This is a genomic window from Agrobacterium sp. 16-2014-1-2a, from assembly GCF_053522705.1.
Genome location: NZ_JBNWBX010000003.1, coordinates 200,327 through 217,581 on the forward strand (window position 1 = coordinate 200,327; position 17,255 = coordinate 217,581).

Sequence of the window (17,255 nt, forward strand, 5' to 3'; positions counted from 1 at the left end):
GTGTGGATTATGGCTATCCTCAACACGGCGGAAAAAGCCTTACCCGCAGGCCTGCGCGCTAAACTGGCGCCGCTGGGGGCAAAAATCGCCGTCGTCGTTTCCGGCAGAGACGATGTCTCCCGGGCCCAGCGCATGGCGCTCGTCGCCTTTGCGGTGCGCATCATCAGCGCCGGTATCGCTTTCATCTCCCAGATCATCCTTGCCCGCCTGATGGGCGAATTCGAATATGGCCTGTTCGCCTTTGTCTGGGTTCTGGTCATCCTGTTCGGCAACCTCTCCTGTCTCGGCTTTCACACCACCGTCATCCGCTTTTTGCCCGGCTACCGCCTGGAGGATGCCCATGACAAGATCATGGGTCTAACCTCGACAGCGCGTCTCTTCGCCATGCTTTCGGCCAGCGCGCTTGCATTTTTCGGTTTCGTCTTCCTGTATTTCTTCGGCGAGCGCATCTCCGCCTATTACCTCATTCCGGTTTCGCTGGCGCTTTTCACCCTGCCGATGGTGGCGCTTGGCGATGTGCTGAACGGGACAGCTCGTGCCAACGGCTGGGCGGTTTCAGCCCTCAGCCCCACCTATATCATCCGCCCGGTGCTGATCCTGCTGTTCATGCTGGTGGCGATCCTTCTCGGCGCGGAAAAAACCGCGACGACAGCGATGCTTGCGGCCCTTTTGGCCACCTATGTCACCACGCTTTTCCACTTCGTGTTCATGAACCGCCGGCTCAACCGGCATTTCCGCAGCGTTGCCCGCAGGGTGCATTTCCGTCCGTGGATACGGTTTGCCTTTCCGATGTTCCTGATCGACGGCATCGGTTTTTTGATGACCAACTCAGATGTGGTAATCGTCGGTCTATATCTGCCGCCGGATCAGGTCGGCATCTATTTTGCCGCGGCAAAAACCATCGTGCTGATGCAATTCGTGTTTTTTTCCGTGCAGGCGGCTGCGGCCCCACGTCTGGCCGCGCTCATTGCTGCCAATGACAGGCAGGGGCTGGCCGGGTTCGCCAGCCAGGCGGCGCGCTGGGCCTTCTGGCCATCGCTTGCCGTTGGCTGTCTCGTGCTTCTGGCAGGGCCGTTTCTGCTGTCCCTGTTCGGTCCCGGCTTCGTACAGGGTTACAAGCTGATGTTCTTCCTCTTTGCCGGCTTCCTCGCAAAAGCACTGATCGGCCCGGGAGAAACGCTGCTGAATATGGCCGGCAAACAAAAATTGTGCGTAGCTCTTTATATTATTATCTTCGGTTGTAACATTATACTCAACATGGTGTTGATTCCGGTCTATGGTCTGACAGGCGCTGCGGCAGCTGTCGCGATAGCAATGTGTATAGAAGCTGTGCTATTGCATATTGCCATTCGCCGCACACTCGGGATCGTCCTTTTTGCCTTCAACGATCCCCGGGCGGGTCAAGACACTGGGAAGGCGGTGTAACGATAAGCATGTCCAGCGACCCAAAGAATCCGGATTTTCAGGACCCGCGCATCGCTGCGCTGATGGCGTCTACGGAGCGTGACCGCCCCGTGGCCGACAGCAGCCGGCGCGTGGGACGCGACGGCCGCGAATTCTGCATCTATCCTGGCCGGCTCGGTTACGACATGCAGGAAGAACTCGACTTCCTGTCCAACCGCGTCATGGAGGCAAATGTCTTCTTCACAGGGCGGCTTCTTGCACCCGCCATGCCGCGTATCGATGACAAGTCCGTGCGCTTCGCCCTTATTCGCGACGAGAACGGCGCTAGAAGCCGCATGCGCTTTCTGATGCCCTTCACCGTGGAAAAGCCAGGTTTTTCCATCGGTCCCTCCATCATCCGTGGCTGGGCCAACCCCTTCGGCCCTCTCGGCACGCCGCTGGTCGATACCGAAGGTGCCGCAGAAACGCTCGACAATCTTTTCGATGCCCTTTCCGACCGGGAAATGCGCCTGCCGAATGTTCTGGTACTGCCGGATGTACGGCTTGAAGGGCCTTTTGCCCGGATGTTCAAGGCCATAGCAATCAGCCGCAACCTGCCGGTGACGACGACTGGTAACTATCAGCGGCCGATGCTGGAGAGCCTTCTGGACGGCGAAGCCTATCTGCGCAATTCACTTGCGCCACATCATTTGCGGGAAATGCGCAGGCAGTGGCGACAGCTCGAAAAACTCGGGGCCCTTTCCTACACCGTTACCCGGCAACCGAAGGACATACGCTACCGCATGGAGGAATTCCTGGCGCTGGAAGCGAGTGGCTGGAAAGGCCGCAAACGCAGCGCGCTGGTGAATGACCGCTATCGCGCCGCCTTCGCCCGCGAGGCAATCACCAATCTGGCCGAAGCGGATGCGGTGCGCATTCACACCATCGATCTCAATGGCAGCGCCATCGCCTCCATGATCGTCTTCATGACGGCTGGCGAGGCCTATACGTGGAAGACCGCCTTTGACGAATCCTATTCGCGGTTTTCACCCGGCAAACTTTTGGTGCAGAAACTGACCGACTGGCAGCTGGACGACGCCAATATTCTGCGCAGCGACAGCTGCGCAGTGCCCGATCATCCGATCATGAGCCGCTTCTGGCAGGAACGGCAGGAAATGGGCACTCTGGTCGTCGGGCTTGCGCAGAACAGCGACCGTGACGTGCGACAGGTTTCCACGCAGGTGGACATGTATCGCAACACCCGCAACCTCGCCCGCAGCCTGCGCCAGAAAATCCTCTCCTTCGGGCGCAAGAACAGTTAATCCCGAAGGATGCCGCAGCATCCTTCGGTTTGGTATCTGACTATCCACAGGGCTGACGCTGCGTCAGCGCGAGGCCGTCCGGATCATCTTGCACAATTGGGTCAGTGCGGCGTCATATCCGCCGCCGAGAATATCGACACAACGACGGGCAAGCTTGATCTGCTCGTTTCGCGACATGTCGTTATAGGCCTGTATGGCATTGCGCATGCCACCGGGCGATACCGGCCCCGTGTTGCCGGGGTTTCCAGGATTGCCCGGATTACCGGGGTTCCCCGGATTGCCTGGCGAGCTGGAGCCGCCGATGCCAAGCCCGACACCAAGGCCAAGACCGCTCGATCCGCCCACATTCGCACCAACATTGGCATTGATGCCGCTGGAGCCGCCAACCGAAGCATTGGCGCCCGCACTGACACCGCTCGAGCCGCCGACGGATGCGTTGACATCCGCATTAACCCCGCTGCTGCCACCGACCGACGCGTTGACATCCGCGCCCAGTCCGCCACTGCTCCTGCCGCCGACATCAGCGCTGGCATTGACGCCATTGCTGCCACCCACGGAAGCATCGACACCGAGCCCACCGCTGCCATTGCCGCCCACACTGGCATTCACCCCGTTCTCACCGCCAATCCCGATATCCAGCGCGTGGGCGTTGACCGGTAAAATCAGACAGGCAGACAGTAACAAATTGCGAGAAAGCGCCCTCATAATTTCCTCCTATGAGTTCTGGCTTCTCCCGCCCCGCGTGGAAACTCCACGCAAACATCATAATTCAATTAGCAATTGTGTATATTCTAATTTATTAGTGGTATCTAATATTGCTTTAACGCCACAACCGTCGGTGTACCGATACGGGACGGACAAACGCGACTCTCCTTTCATTCCCCGCCCGGTAAAAGCTCTGAAATGAAGGCTGCAAACGCACGTCATTAGACAGGAAAAATCAGCTTTGGGGTTGCACGCATGCCATTGGCCGTGATAGACGCCGTGGCATTACCACCGTTGCCCCAATGGCGGAATTGGTAGACGCGCCGCACTCAAAATGCGGTTCCGCAAGGAGTGCTGGTTCGATCCCGGCTTGGGGTACCATTTCCAAAATCGCATTGATTTTCTTCGTTTTATTCCGGTCTTTCAAAAAGACCGGTCGATTGCTTCGCGGCCATCGAGACACTCACGAAACTTTGCTCATTCGCCCCTCGAATATTACCGGGCTTTCATTTGCCAGATGCAAAGGACTGGATTAGACGAATCCGGGAATACACCGTTGAACCGGCGACTTAATTTCGCCATCACGCCCGCCTTTTTGAAAGCCCGTTCGGGATATCTGCTTCTTCGTGAAGTTTGGGGAAAACATCATGGCCACTGCAACAACCGCCGACAACAGCCGCACGCTCGCCGCTCTTGGCGTAACGGCGGGAATGATCTTTACTGTCGGCTCCGCCCTCGGTTTCCAGCATATTGGCGGTTATACGCCCTGCGCATTGTGCCTTTTGCAGCGCGATCCCTATTACTACGCCATTCCGTTGGGTATTCTGGCCATAGCGACCAGCATCTTCAAGCTGCCGGTTCAGATCACGCGGCTGCTTCTCGCCCTCATTGGCGTGGCGATGCTGATCGGCGCCGGGCTTGGTGTTTATCACGCTGGTGTGGAATGGGGTTTCTGGGCAGGGCCTATCACCTGCGCCACGGGTGCGCCATCCATCACCACCAATGCCGGTGACCTGCTTGGCAATCTGAATGCCATCAAGGCACCCTCCTGCAACGACGCTGCACTTCGGGTGCTCGGCCTTTCGTTTGCCGGTTGGAATGTCATTGCAAGCGTTGCGCTTGCGGCCGTTGCCTTTTTTGGCGCGAGCCGGAAAAGCCGTTAAACGGAAAAGCCGCGTTGCAGTCCTCAGGATCAAGGCTGCAGCTCGGTATCCCAGTAAAGATAGTCCATCCAGCTTTCGTGCAGGTAGTTGGGCGGGAACAGCCGCCCGTTATTGTGCAAGTCCTGAACCGTCGGCTGGAAGGGCTTCTGCGCCGGGAACATGCCCGCCTGCTTGGGAAGCTTGCTGCCTTTTCTAAGATTGCAGGGAGAGCAGGCCGCCACGACATTGTGCCACGTGGTTTCGCCGCCATGGGCGCGGGGAATCACGTGATCGAAGGTCAGGTCGTCCCGCGTGCCACAATATTGGCATTCGAACTTGTCCCGAAGGAACACGTTGAAGCGCGTGAAGGCGGGGTTGCGGGTGGGCTGGACATAGGTCTTGAGGCTGACGACGCTCGGCAACCGCATGGAAAAGCTGGGTGACGACACCGCGTGATCATATTCTGCAATGATGTTCACACGGTCTAGAAAGACGGCCTTGATCGCGTCCTGCCAGGACCATAACGACAAGGGATAATAACTCAGTGGCCTGTAGTCTGCGTTCAGAACGAGCGCCGGCAGGGCCTGTGGTGAAACTGCAATCGTCAAGGGCTTCTCCTGATCGATTCGGCATCTGCACTTGTATATTAGGTCCGTTGTTACAGGATTGTGAAGCCCATAAATGCAGCGGAGAAGAGCTTAATTTTTCAGCTCTAAAAACGTCTTTTTTGCGTTCCGGACAATCGTGCGGCGAGATAGTCGTCTGGCCACTATCTGGTGATGCGCCCAGCGGTACCGAAGCGATTCGCCTGCCGACGAAGGCTATATTCGTTCTCACCCTCAATGCGGGATCAGTGATATAGTCAACGCGACGAACGATTGGGAAAGCAGAATGCGTATCTGTCGTTCTGTTGAGGGAAGGAAACGGCCATGATCTTGCGCAGGCACCAAACGGCAGCGTTATGGAAGGGCCTGGCGGCTGGCGCCTTTGGCGTGCTGATGGGCCTGCCCGCTTCCGCTTCTGCCCAGCAATATCAGAATTTCGAAGTCACGCCGAATGGCCGTGGCGGTGCGCAGGGAACGATCGGCGGGCGCAATTTCGAGGTCTACCGCAATTACGACCGGCCGCCGGCAAGTCGCAGCAACTCAACCGATACGCGGCGTGAGTACCGAAACGCTGTGCCACAGCAGACATGTATCATAGATGCCGAGGGCCGCACCCGCTGCAAGTAAGCGCCATCGCACCGGTTTCCCCGCTGTTCTATCTCGCTTTAATAAAATTGGATTTCGCTAAAAAGCAATCTATCGACTTAAACGGCCCGCAACGAAGGGTCGCTATGTTGCCATGCACAAGAGACAACAATCGGGCAGAGGCAGAGACATGGCGAAGAGACAAATCCGTCTGGCAAAGACTTTGGCAGTTGCCGTCAGTGTGGCGGCAAGCATCGCGACAATGGCATCGGCCGCCCCGCTTGCGGGCCTGGCGCAGAACCCGACCGCATCGCGTCCCGGCCTGTTCATGACGACAAGCCGCCCGACAATTGCACCCATCGCCTTCGCAAAATTTTGCGACGACACCGCCGACCAATGTGTCCGGATTGGCGATCGCGACACGGTCGAACTGACCAAGCAGAAGCGCACGGAACTCCAGCGCATCAACGCCGAGATCAACACATCGATAATCTACACAAGCGAAGCGGACGGACAGGACGAATGGAATCTGAACCCCGCAAGCGGTGACTGTGACGACTACGCGGTGACCAAGCGGCAACGCCTTCTGCGCGCCGGCTGGCCCTCGGGCGCCCTGCGCATTGCCACCGCCCGCACCCCTACCGGCATAGGCCACGCCGTTCTGGTCGTCAGCACCAGCCAGGGCGATCTGGTGCTGGACAACCGCACCAACGTCGTCAAACCTTGGAAAGCGGTTGACCTGAAATGGATCAAGATCCAGTCACACGAAAACCCGCGTGTCTGGCTGAAACTCTAGGTCTATCTCGCACAGGATAGTCATCTTCGAACAGGAAGGGGGCGCTCCGTTCCTCTTCAATCGCCGCGGCGCGCCTTGCGAAAATCGACACCGGCTTTCGCAATTCCCTGCCCCGGATAGCTTTGTCCGACGGGGCTTTGGCTGATGCTGTAGCCGTTGCATGGACCCAGGTTTTACGGGCTCTGTGGCGTTGGCTTTCAACACTCTTGACCTCGTGCAAGAGAGACAGTATCGGCATCTATGCCTAAAGTGCTCAACTGGATTCGCGGTCGTAAACAGCCAGCCCCCCGCGACGACCGGAGGCGGCGCAGAATAGACCTCGGCGACAAATCTCCGTCTTTTCCGATCTATGCCATTGGCGACGTCCATGGCAGCCTCGATCTGCTTTTGCAGGCGGAACAGAAAATCCTTGCCGATCTCGCAAGCAATCCATCCCCCGCTCTGGTTATTCTTCTGGGCGACTATGTCGATCGTGGCCGGGATTCCTGCGGTGTTCTCCAGCATCTGCTGCAACCACCGCCGGCGCCCCTGCGCCGCATCTCGCTTTGCGGCAATCACGAACAGCTCTTCAGCGATTTCCTCGAAAATCCGCAAGACAACATGCACTGGCTGGATTTCGGCGGCCGCCAGACGCTTCTGTCCTACGGGGTCGATATCAGCTACTTCATGAACAACGGCCGTCTGCGGCTTCAGCCGTTCAGGGATGCGCTGATTGGCGCGATCCCGCAGGCCCATCGGCAACTTCTAGTCAGCCTGCCTATCTGCGTCCGCATGGGACCCTATTTTTTCGTTCATGCTGGCCTCAAACCCGGGGTGCCGCTTGAGGCGCAGACCGATGAGGACATGTTGTGGATCAGGGAACCCTTCCTGTCGGAAGGGGCGGGACTGGACCTTCTCATCATCCACGGCCATACGCCGGCGCCGGAGCCACAGACAGGTCCGCAACGGATCGGCATCGACACCGGCGCGTTTACGACGGGCAGGCTTACCATTTTAAAGCTCACGGATGCGGGGCCGCGACTTATTGCCTGATGGCTTGCCATCGTTGGATCAGGTTGCACCAGCCAGACGCATCACAATCGCGATTTATTTGCCCTTCAGAATATTGCCGAGCACCGTCATTTGCCGGCGGTTCCATTCGACAGCGTCAAGGAACGCATTGTTTCCCAATTCCTGCCGCTGCTCCCGACTGGAAGAGAGCCTCATAATGGCATTGGCAAAGGCCTGATGATCTCCATCTTCAACGACAATCACGCCACCACGATATCCTTCTGAAAGCCCCCTCACACCCGTCTGGGTGCTGATCGTTGGGACACCCGCAGCCAGAGCGTCAAGCAGTTTTATATTGATGCCCGTGCCAAGCGTGATGGGATTGATGGAAAGTGGCGCGCGCGTGAACGCATCCTTCAAGTTCTCCACCCGGCCAAGCTTGAGAACCCCCTCCATGTCCTCGACCTTTCCACATATGCTGCCTGCCAGCACCAGGCGAATGTCCGGACGGGCCGCCCTGACCAAAGGCAGGACATTGTGAAGGAAACTATTGAGAGAAATGACGTTCGCGTCGTTGCCTGAACCGAGAAACAGAAAATCAGCGGAAGTGAAGTCTTCCACTCTCTGGCCGAGATCCAGAATATGGCTCACCGTTTCAACCACCGGCGGCTCTCCTGCCAGCCGCTGCTTGAACGAACGTTCCTCTTCTTCCTGTATGGCGACAACGACATCGGCGCGGCGGAATGCCTTGCATTCCACGTCCGGCGGAACCGAGAACCAGTACCCAAATCTGTTGGCCGTGTTCACGAACGCCTTGTGACGATCGGCGAAGGAATCGTGCGTGTCGAGAATGCGAAGCACATCATCCGGCAGCCCAAGAAAAGCTCTCGAATGAAAGGCATATTCGACGATAACGGCGTTAATCCCGAGTCGACGCTGAAGATCCAGGACCTGCCTGCCTATTTCCGGATAATAGAACTCGTCGAGGTAATTGTAGAAACCGCTGTCGCGGCCAAGGAGCCGTTGAATTTTCCGACGGGTTCGAAATGCGGTCAACCCAATCTCGAACCTGAAGTCGTCGATGAGCCGTGCTGCAAACCCGCATCTTTCCCTGGACACGACGTGCATATGTCCGGCCCCAAACTCGACCTCATGGGCCGCGGGATCGAAATCAGCTATCATCGGAGTATCGACATAGACGAAATGCACTTCATGTCCGAGGCTACGCACGGCGCGTGTCAGCTGGAGAATCCTGTTCCGCGCACCCTCGTTGGCGGGAACGGCAGGGAATACGGAAACAAAAGCGACTTTCATGAAAATGACTCAAGGCTGCTTGGCGAAGGTTTCGAACACCTGAAAATTCCTTTTGGAAAGGTCCAGAATTTCAGGCAGCTTCTTCCCGACTTTTTCGCGAATCTCATCGGCCTGATCCACAAAATTGATCAAGGCATTCTTGATGCCATCATCCGTATGGAACTTGGCGGGCGAAAGCAGCTCAGCCGCGGAGAGACCGAAATGCTGGTACAACCCTTCGAACTTGCCTTGATACGCAATGCATATCACAGGAACGCCCTTGCCCAGCGCAGCGATCGCAAGATGCATGCGTCCGCTGACGAGGCCATCAAGTTTACCGGCAACGCCTTTTAAAACCGGGGCTGGCCATCTGCCATCCAGATATCGAACCCTGTCTGTCTGTGAAGATGGAGCAAGCTCGGTAATGGCCTTGAGGCAGGCTTGATCGCCCACGTCTTTCCGGTAGTCATGCGGAATGACCAGCCAGCAGACCGGTCTTGCATCGGCAACGAACTCCAGTGCTTCGGCCCCGCGCCTGATGATCGCCGCGATCTGCGCGCTATCCGCATTCTTGAACAGCATGGGATGCAGATTGAAGCCCATGACCCTGTATCCCTCGGCGCGCTTTCGCGCGATCCACGAGATCGTATCTTCATCGGGTTCCGATGGGACAAGGCTAAATGCAGAATCGGAAACCAGTGCCGCCTTGGCCGTGGCAAAGGCGTTCAGACGCTCGAGGGAAACAACGTCACGCACATTGAGCGACACCCCCGGATGAAGGGAGCTGTAGAACTTCGCCAAAGCGGGGTGCGGCGTTTCATTAAAACTGAAACCGAGGATAACGTTTTTGATCCCGGCAGCGGCAGCCAGATCAGCGCTTGCCAGAAGTTTTGCGCTGACCAGCGGATGATAATAGCCATCCATCACGTCGGCACCCACAACGACGATGCAATCGTACTTCCGCACCGAAAATTGCTGGGCAAGGGCCTGGATGAAGTCAGGCTTTCCAAAGATATCGACGGTAACAAAGCCTCTCTGCAAAGCAGAGTCGCCAAAATTCGTTCCGTCGACGAGGATGTCTATCTCGACATCGGGATTGCTCGCACGGGCATTCTGCACGGTCGCCGTGATCATCGCGTCATCGCCGGCGGAACCGAACAGGGTGATGGGATCACCAGCCACGATCAAAAGCCGGTTCAGCCGATCTCCGACATTGATAGGCTTGATACTGTGCTTCAGCTCTTGCAGATCATTGAAGAGTTGCTGGACCGCATTATCCAGATTGCGCCGCTCGTTATATTGCACCAGCTTCCGACGCAGTGGTGCAGGGAGTATTTTTTTCACGAGCTTGCGCATTTTCTTTCCTTTCGAGAACCGATTTTGCTCATGATGAGGGCGATGGCGGACCGGGCCTCGCTTCTCGCGGTCAGAGCCAAAAGCAACAGATATGCGACGCCAAACATACCACCGAGCAGGATGCCGGATACGAGGTCGCCCGCACCCAGCATTTTAACTTCAGGTCGCATCCACTGAACGAGCAGGAAGCAGAGACCGCTGGAACCGAAGCTTGGCAAAAGCAGGAGGAAAATTCTCCACAGCTTGATGCCGAGTTCCCGGGCGACAAAATAAAATGTGAAAGGCGTCGAAGTGAGCTGCCCGAAGACAAACACGATGACGATTTCCCGGATGTTTTCCGTCGGGACAAGCAATATCAACAGGATGGTAGAGATTGCCTTGACCGTCCCGGCAATCAGCACCTTATCCGGCCTGCCGCGTGCGGACAGAAACGGGCCGTTTTGAAACTGGACGCATTGCAATGCACCCAGCAGCAGCAGCGGCCGCGCAACCGCGTCGGCACCCTGCCATTGCGCGCCGAACAGGACGTTGCAGATCTCTGGCGCCAACGCAGCCGAGAGCACGAAGATCGGTGTCGAAAAGATCGACGATATGGTGATGGATTGCTTGTACAGTTCCGCCATGCGCTCCCGCTCGTGCGATATGCGGGACAGCACCGTCAACGAAACATCATATAGCGCCGCCTGAAGCAGCTGCATGAGAAGCTGATAGAGCCTGCTGCCGACGGTGTAGAGCCCAAAGAGGGCAACCCCGTAACGCCCCAGGATCATGACGTCGATCAGCCGCGTGGCTCCGAAATCCACGATGCGCAAACCGAGAGCCGACGAGCCGAAGCGAAGCAATTCGAAAAAAGTGTCGGGCTTGAGCGTGGTGCCCGGAAGCCAGTGCGGTTTGCGCCAGAGCCAGATCAGCGTCACAATGGTTGCAACATAAGTCTGAACGACGAGGCTCCAGACGCCCAGGCCCATGATGGCGAAAGCAATCGCAACGCCACCGCCGATAATATTCGAAATGAAGGTTCTTATTGCCAGCGGCTTGAACGCGAGCGCACGCCGATAATTGACTTCCTGAAAAAGCGAGGCGGTATTCAGCGGCAGCAATATACAGATTGCCACGATGATCGGTGCCAGCCCTTCCACCTCGAACCAGCTTTCCAGTCTGGGCGACAGCAGACAAACAACGATGACAAACACCGTTGCCAGCGCAACGGACACATAAAATGGCAGATTGACGTCGCTTGGCTCCAGATTTCGTTTCTGCACGATCGCATCTGCGAAACCGAACTCCGACAGCATCTGGATGAGCATCAGAACCAGGCCCGCCGTGGCGACCATGCCGTAGTCGGTGGGGCTGAGGAACCGGGCAAGAACGATGAAAAGAATGGAGGTAAAAAGCTTTCCACCCCAGTTCTGGACGATGGACCAGAAAACGCCTGTTATCGCGGCGCTGCCTATCGAACTTTGCTCCGCCATCAACCTGCCGCCTGCAAAGCCGGTCGTGACAGCCCGACCACCGCAGCGGCCAGAAAACGATCGAAGTCCAGCTTGGGGAAACGGACTTTGCCGATATTGCTTTCTACCATGTGCTCTTTCCTTGGAAGAAACGCTTGCAACGGACCCGGTCCGTTGCCGGTCTAAGATGCGCGTAAGGTTCGGCTTTCCCTGCTTTTCGCCAGCACGTCCTCGTAGAGCTTCACATAGTTCTCACCCACCCGGCGCGAGGTGGATTCCTCGACGATATTTCCGAAATCGGCCTCCGTCGGCAATTGCTCGCGCGAAAGCGTCAACACCCGGCGAATGCGTGCGGCAAGGTCCGTGGCGTTGCCCGGTTCGAACAGCCAGTCGTGGTTGGTCTCGCCGATCAGTTCCGGAATGCCGCCCGAGGCAGCGCCGATGACCGGAACCCCCATCGCGTAAGCCTCGTAGATGGTGCGCGGCGAAGGTTCAGCCCAGAAGGAGGGAACGATGAGCACATCGATCTCTTCGAAGAATTCCTTCGGCTTTGCCCAGCCGACGAACTCGATCGGCAGGTCGCCGGCCTGGGCCTTGAAGCGTTCGATGGAATCGTCCATCGCGTGGCCGGCAACAAGACAGCGCCAGTTGCCGTGGCCGATTTCCCTGAAGGCATCGACCATGTTGCCGACACCCTTTTCCGTGTTGATGCGGCCGATATAGCCGAAGGTCATCGGCTTGCCGGTTCGGTCGATCTGCCTGCGTGCGACCGGGTCGCCCTCCGGAACCGTGCAGGAATAAAAGATCACACGGCGCATGCTTTCCGGCAGGTGATGGAAAAGCCCGTGATCGACATGGGTTTTAAGGATTTCCGTGCCAACGCTTGCCACCGCGCCGATGTAGCGCTGCGTGAATTTCTTGGTGAAATTCACCACCTGACAGCCGAGATGGATGTGTTCGCAGGGCTTGCCGCCCTTGAACATGGCGGCGTTACCGCACAGAAGATCATATTCGCAGATCGTGTGGACGATCGGAATGTTGCGTTTATGCGCCGCCCGCCACACCAGCGTCGTCACATCCAGCAGCGAGTGCGTATTGAGAACATCCGGCTTGAAATCGTCAAGAACGGCTTCGAACTGCTTCTCGACGTTGAAATTCCATTGCTGCTTGATCTTCTGCATACGCCTTTGCTGCGGCGTATATTGTGGCCAGTCCTCGAGCCAGAAATCGTTATTGTGGAACATGCGGTAGACGCTGACGCCATTGCGCACCGTTTTGGGTTCGGCCTGCCGCTCTATGCAGGCGGCACCGACCTCATGTCCCATGGAGACGAGTTCCTCGGCAAGATGTTCGACCGAGCGTTCGCACCCGCCAACGATATGCGGCGGATAAAGGCTGCTGAGATGGAGAATTCGCATACGGATACGCTCTATTTCCTTATCGAAAATTTATGACTTCCGCTTGGCCTCGCCCATGTTGCCGGATACTCCGGGACCAATGAGACATGTGCAAAAAACACAAAAGGCAGAGCAGATTTAACGCTTGAAAATATGAATAACCAAAAATCCACTTTCAAAAAGCACGGGAACTGACGGCATTTCAAGTGCTTTTTTTTCGCGGCGCGACAAAAGTCATGCCGTGTTGCGAAAAGAACCTGTCCCGTGTTAGCTTCATTCTCATATGGAAAAACGTACGGGCGGAAGCGGTGAATTCTGTTTCGTCCGCATATAATATCATTAATTTATATATTTATTTCATTTCAGAAACATGGATTTGATGGCGAATGAAGATGCCAAAAACTTCCAGGACAATCTGACATATTGAGAGGCGCCGCCGATATGATCGCGGCTGCTTTTTATAATCTCGCCGGAATGACCAGGAGACGCAGATGAACGGAAAACAGCCGATCACCATGGGCCACCTGACACGGCGCGGCCTGCTTTCAGCTGCACCTTTCGCACTGGTTGCCGCCACGGGTGTGCGCCCCGCTTTCGCGCAGACTCAATCCGTTTTTTCGGCCAGCACGGAAGTCTTTTTGGACAGTGTGGGCGTGTGTGGCCATTTCGCCCGGACAAACGGCATTTATCCGGAAAGCTTCGAGCGCATCCTGCCTGAACTGGAAGCGCTTGGTGTGGGCCACCTGCGTGACGAGGGAATGATTACCGCAAGGGACAGCCGCAACAGCCCGGCTTTCCAGCGCCTGCGCAGGATTGTGGCGGCCAACGTTCGCCTCACGATCATCTGTTACGACAATCTCAACCCCTACGTCTCAACGCCACTGAACAGGATTGCCGATTTCTACAACTGGTGCGACGGCGGCATCGAAGTTTTCGAAGGCAGCAATGAACCGACGCTGACGAAAGACCCGGCCAATGCGCCGCGCATTTCGGCAGAGCATCAGGCTGCACTTTTTGCAACGATCCGCTCAACTCCGGCCGTGAGCAACGTACCGCTTGTCGCGCCAAGCTATATCCAGGCGAATCCGGCGCTGGCGCTAAACCTGCAGAACGTGTGCGACTTCGGCAATATTCACCCCTACGCCGGAATGGAACATCCCGAAACGACTGGGCCGGGGGCGCTCTCCAAATCTGTCGCGGCCTCGGCGCATATAGCAGCCGGCCGGCCGGTGATCGCCACGGAGATTGGGTACCACACCTCACTGCAACCGAAGACCTTCCATTTTCCCGTCACCGAAGGCATCAAGGCGCGCTACATGCCGCGCACGCTCCTGTGGTCCTTCATCAGCGGCATCCGCCGGGCTTACATCTATGAAATGGTCTCCAGCTTTGCCGAAGACGAGACAAATCCGGAATCGTCCTTTGGCCTGCTGCGCCACGATCTGAGCCGGACCCCTGCGTACGGGGCCGTTCGTGCCCTTCTTGCGCTTTGCAAGGCAAGTCGACAAACAGAGCCAGCGGAACGCAGCCTCGCTTTCCTCAACGATGATTCCGAAAGGTTTTCCCTGCGCCTGACAAGACCAGACGGCGCGCTGCTCGCCCCGGTGTGGCTTGGCATACGCGGCTGGCAATGGCCGGCGCGGATCGAAAATCCGCCAACCGAACGTGCAACGGCCTTTTCGGTAACCGGCCCGCATAGCCAAGTCATCGCGCACCGGTTCGGCGATGACGGTTCCGTAAGCCAGCGGGTGATCGCAAAGGAAGGTGGGCAATACCGGCTTTCCGTCAGCGACCAGCTTACGGTGCTGGAGGTTTTCTGAACGCGTGCGGGCGAAAGCCGACAAATTTTATATATCGTGTCAGCCTATTGCATGATAGCCTTCTGAAATAGAGGACTTTTGCTCGCTGCTACGAGCGCACAATATTACTGTATAAATTTTTTCTTTTTATAGATGATGACGATGCAAAAAATTGAAAAAGCGCCTGTTTCCGGGGCGCAGCGTCTCGATATTCTTCAAATGATGCGTGCGCTGGCGGCAATCATGATTGTTGCGCTGCACGCGCAGGTGAACTGGGAGTTCTCGCTCGTCAACCTCCATCTCCTGAGGCTGGGTGCGGGCGTCGATCTGTTTTTCGTCATTTCCGGCTTTGTCATCGTTTATGCCTCCCGGCCGTATTTCGCAGCGGAGGGAGGGCGCTCGGCCTTTCTTGTGCGCCGGCTTCTCCGCATCCTTCCTCTTTACTGGTTCGTGTTGACCATGCGGCTCGCCATGGCCGCGGTCGCCGTTCTTCTCAGCGCCAAGGCCTTCCCGTCCTTGCAGGCCGTCCTAACCTCCTACCTCTTCATTCCCTATGACAGCATGGGTTATGGTGACGCTTATCCGTTTCCAATCATCGATCTGGGCTGGACGCTGAATTACGAGATGTTTTTTTATGTCGTATTCGCGGTTTTCATCTTCCTGCCGCTGGAACGCGCCGTGCTGACAACAGCGGCTGTGCTGCTCGCCGCAGTGCTCATCGGCTCCAACTTCAGTCTCGCCTTGCCGTTTAGTTTCTGGTTTCAGCCCATCATTCTGGAGTTCGTGGCGGGAATGTTGCTCGCCGTGCTTTTCCTGCGCGGCGTGCGCCTACCGCCCTTGCTGGGGATTGCGGTGGCCCTTTGCGGCGTGGCGATTTGGACGCTTATCGATCTGAAAAGGTTCGAATTCCAATGCAATCCGGGCTGTTATTCCTATACCCGGCTGCTCGTTTTTGGCGGTGGCGCGATTTTCCTGATGGCCGCGGCAACCCTGACCAGGGGCATCTCCCTGCCCCGTTTTGCGCAGCCGCTGGCGAAACTGGGCGATTCCTCCTACGCGCTTTACCTTCTGCACCCATTCATCTTTCGGGCATTCCTAGTTGCTTCCGGCGGCATCACCTGGCCGCAGGAGTGGAAAAATGTCGTCTATCTCATCGTCGTCGCCAGCACCATCGCCATCGCCCACGCATTTCACGTCCTTGTCGAAACGCCCGCAAATATCTGGCTTCGAGACCGGCTGATAACACCCCGGCGAAAAGTCGCCGTGTCCTGACGCCCAGAGAAAAGTCCTCGTTTCTGCTGTTAAGTATACCCCGAAGTTCCGTTCACAAGTTTATTTTAGCACTTGATCGTTAGCTAGGGCTGTGCGATTTAAAAAGAAAATTTTAGATGTTGGATAACCATATTCAGCATTTCAGCTTACTTAAAATCGTATTTTTTAAAAATTTGGAGAGTTGTGATGTCCCGCCTTCGTATTGGCTCGACGCTCACTGGTGCGGTATTGATCACCAGCCTCGGTCTTTTTTCCGCAGTCGCCAACGCCCAGAACGTGGAATCAGCGCCGCCAGCTGCCGGGCAGCAGACGCCGCCGGTACAGACTGCGACAACTGGCGCACCCGTAAAGGCCGCCGACGAAACCAACGCCGCATTTCTGGCTCGCGTTAACAGCTCCAATCCGGACACGGTTTCCCTTGCTGCCGCGGAACTGTTCAAGCAGTCTCCGACGCAGGCAACGGTCAAGGATCTGGCCGGCATCGCTTCCAGCACCGATGCGGCAAACGCCGAAATCACTGGAAAGGTGACGAACGGCTTTCCGATCATTGCCGTTTCCACCAGCGCGGCGCAGTTCTCCGAACAGCTTTCTGGCCTGATCCTGAGCGACTCCAGCCAGTTGCCCACCATCGTCGCACTGGCCCAGAAGGTCGGCAACAAGGACTTCTCCGAAGTTGTCGGCGAAGGTCTGGCGCTCGCCTATTCTACGGCGATGCAGAGGGGCAACACGATACTTGCCGCCGCAATCCAGTTGCAGACCAAGGGTGTCGGCGTGCCCTCCGATCTTCTGATCGCCTTTAGCGAAAATGTTCAGGGAACGGCGGCCGGTCCGGCAGCGCCTGCGGCAGCTGCAGCTGCTGCCTCACCGATTGGTGGCGCCGGCTCTTCACCTGCAAGCGGCAACAGCATTGGCGGCTCGGGAGCGGCGGGCTCACCAGCCGGTACGGCACAGGCCGGCGGCGGAGCCGCACCGGTTGGCGGTGGCGGCAGCGGTGGCAGCACCGGCAGCGGCGGAACCACCACAACCAACAACTTCTTTGCCGCGCCCCTTTCAACCGGCAGCACCAGCACGCCAGTCAGCACAAGTCCCGTTTGAACCCGGTTTTGCCGCCCGTCCTGCGGGAATGGCGGCCGCCTGTCCTACCATGCAACCGAGACTT

At 57.1% G+C, this 17,255-nt stretch carries 15 protein-coding genes and 1 tRNA gene; 10 read left to right on the forward strand and 6 right to left on the reverse strand.

All coding sequences use genetic code 11. The features are described from left to right. The first annotated feature begins 9 nt into the window (after positions 1-9). The gene (gene uppV / locus ACQZ45_RS12550; protein WP_019564817.1) at positions 10-1,425 is read left to right on the forward strand and encodes a Wzx-type polysaccharide biosynthesis protein UppV; all 1,416 of its coding nucleotides are present in this window, start codon (positions 10-12) and stop codon (positions 1,423-1,425) included. Positions 1,426-1,433: 8 nt separating this feature from the next. Then, a complete protein-coding gene (locus tag ACQZ45_RS12555; protein WP_003511245.1) occupies positions 1,434-2,705 on the forward strand; it encodes a GNAT family N-acetyltransferase in 1,272 nt (423 codons plus the stop codon). A 63-nt stretch (positions 2,706-2,768) separates the two neighbouring features. Here ACQZ45_RS12555 and uppQ read toward each other — a convergent pair whose 3' ends face one another. Further along, complete coding sequence (gene uppQ / locus ACQZ45_RS12560) at positions 2,769-3,410, reverse strand: polysaccharide biosynthesis GNAT family N-acetyltransferase UppQ (protein ID WP_003511246.1); 642 nt, start codon at positions 3,408-3,410, stop codon at positions 2,769-2,771. A 296-nt stretch (positions 3,411-3,706) separates the two neighbouring features. Between uppQ and ACQZ45_RS12565 the strand changes: the two genes are divergently transcribed. Both ACQZ45_RS12565 and ACQZ45_RS12570 read left to right on the forward strand, forming a co-directional pair. Next, positions 3,707-3,791: transfer RNA gene (locus ACQZ45_RS12565), tRNA-Leu, on the forward strand. Positions 3,792-4,057: 266 nt separating this feature from the next. After that, positions 4,058-4,573, forward strand: coding sequence for a disulfide bond formation protein B (locus tag ACQZ45_RS12570; RefSeq protein ID WP_013761732.1), 516 nt, complete (start codon positions 4,058-4,060; stop codon positions 4,571-4,573). Between the two features lie 29 nt (positions 4,574-4,602). Here ACQZ45_RS12570 and ACQZ45_RS12575 read toward each other — a convergent pair whose 3' ends face one another. Continuing rightward, on the reverse strand, positions 4,603-5,160 hold the full coding sequence (locus ACQZ45_RS12575) for an HNH endonuclease (RefSeq protein ID WP_003511248.1): 558 nt from the start codon (positions 5,158-5,160) through the stop codon (positions 4,603-4,605). 321 nt (positions 5,161-5,481) lie between these two features. On the opposite strand from ACQZ45_RS12575, the gene ACQZ45_RS12580 reads away from it, so the two are divergent. From ACQZ45_RS12580 to ACQZ45_RS12590, 3 genes are all read left to right on the forward strand, one after another. Next, positions 5,482-5,784 carry a hypothetical protein gene (locus ACQZ45_RS12580; RefSeq protein ID WP_065687882.1) on the forward strand — a complete coding sequence of 101 codons (303 nt, stop codon included), beginning with the start codon at positions 5,482-5,484 and terminating at the stop codon, positions 5,782-5,784. A gap of 148 nt (positions 5,785-5,932) precedes the next feature. Then, positions 5,933-6,538 carry a transglutaminase-like cysteine peptidase gene (locus ACQZ45_RS12585; protein WP_448742262.1) on the forward strand — a complete coding sequence of 202 codons (606 nt, stop codon included), beginning with the start codon at positions 5,933-5,935 and terminating at the stop codon, positions 6,536-6,538. A gap of 240 nt (positions 6,539-6,778) precedes the next feature. Then, positions 6,779-7,570, forward strand: coding sequence for a metallophosphoesterase family protein (locus ACQZ45_RS12590; RefSeq protein ID WP_003511251.1), 792 nt, complete (start codon positions 6,779-6,781; stop codon positions 7,568-7,570). A 54-nt stretch (positions 7,571-7,624) separates the two neighbouring features. Here ACQZ45_RS12590 and ACQZ45_RS12595 read toward each other — a convergent pair whose 3' ends face one another. From ACQZ45_RS12595 to ACQZ45_RS12610, 4 genes are all read right to left on the reverse strand, one after another. Then, positions 7,625-8,842: a glycosyltransferase family 4 protein gene (locus tag ACQZ45_RS12595; protein ID WP_065687883.1), complete on the reverse strand. Its 1,218-nt coding sequence runs from the start codon at positions 8,840-8,842 to the stop codon at positions 7,625-7,627. 9 nt (positions 8,843-8,851) lie between these two features. Further along, positions 8,852-10,177 carry a polysaccharide pyruvyl transferase family protein gene (locus ACQZ45_RS12600; RefSeq protein WP_035199577.1) on the reverse strand — a complete coding sequence of 442 codons (1,326 nt, stop codon included), beginning with the start codon at positions 10,175-10,177 and terminating at the stop codon, positions 8,852-8,854. After that, on the reverse strand, positions 10,162-11,649 hold the full coding sequence (locus tag ACQZ45_RS12605; RefSeq protein WP_065687884.1) for a lipopolysaccharide biosynthesis protein: 1,488 nt from the start codon (positions 11,647-11,649) through the stop codon (positions 10,162-10,164). The genes ACQZ45_RS12600 and ACQZ45_RS12605 overlap by 16 nt, the downstream gene beginning before the upstream one ends. A gap of 161 nt (positions 11,650-11,810) precedes the next feature. Beyond that, positions 11,811-13,046, reverse strand: a complete 1,236-nt coding sequence (locus ACQZ45_RS12610; RefSeq protein WP_019564824.1) for a glycosyltransferase family 4 protein — start codon at positions 13,044-13,046, stop codon at positions 11,811-11,813. Between the two features lie 470 nt (positions 13,047-13,516). On the opposite strand from ACQZ45_RS12610, the gene ACQZ45_RS12615 reads away from it, so the two are divergent. The 3 genes from ACQZ45_RS12615 to ACQZ45_RS12625 all read left to right on the forward strand — a co-directional run bounded on the left by ACQZ45_RS12615 (position 13,517) and on the right by ACQZ45_RS12625 (position 17,191). Then, positions 13,517-14,845: a hypothetical protein gene (locus tag ACQZ45_RS12615; protein WP_448742263.1), complete on the forward strand. Its 1,329-nt coding sequence runs from the start codon at positions 13,517-13,519 to the stop codon at positions 14,843-14,845. Between the two features lie 132 nt (positions 14,846-14,977). Next, positions 14,978-16,096 (forward strand): acyltransferase family protein, encoded by a 1,119-nt coding sequence (locus tag ACQZ45_RS12620; protein ID WP_035199581.1) that lies wholly within the window; start codon positions 14,978-14,980, stop codon positions 16,094-16,096. A gap of 186 nt (positions 16,097-16,282) precedes the next feature. Further along, on the forward strand, positions 16,283-17,191 hold the full coding sequence (locus tag ACQZ45_RS12625; protein ID WP_065687887.1) for a hypothetical protein: 909 nt from the start codon (positions 16,283-16,285) through the stop codon (positions 17,189-17,191). Positions 17,192-17,255 lie beyond the last annotated feature (64 nt).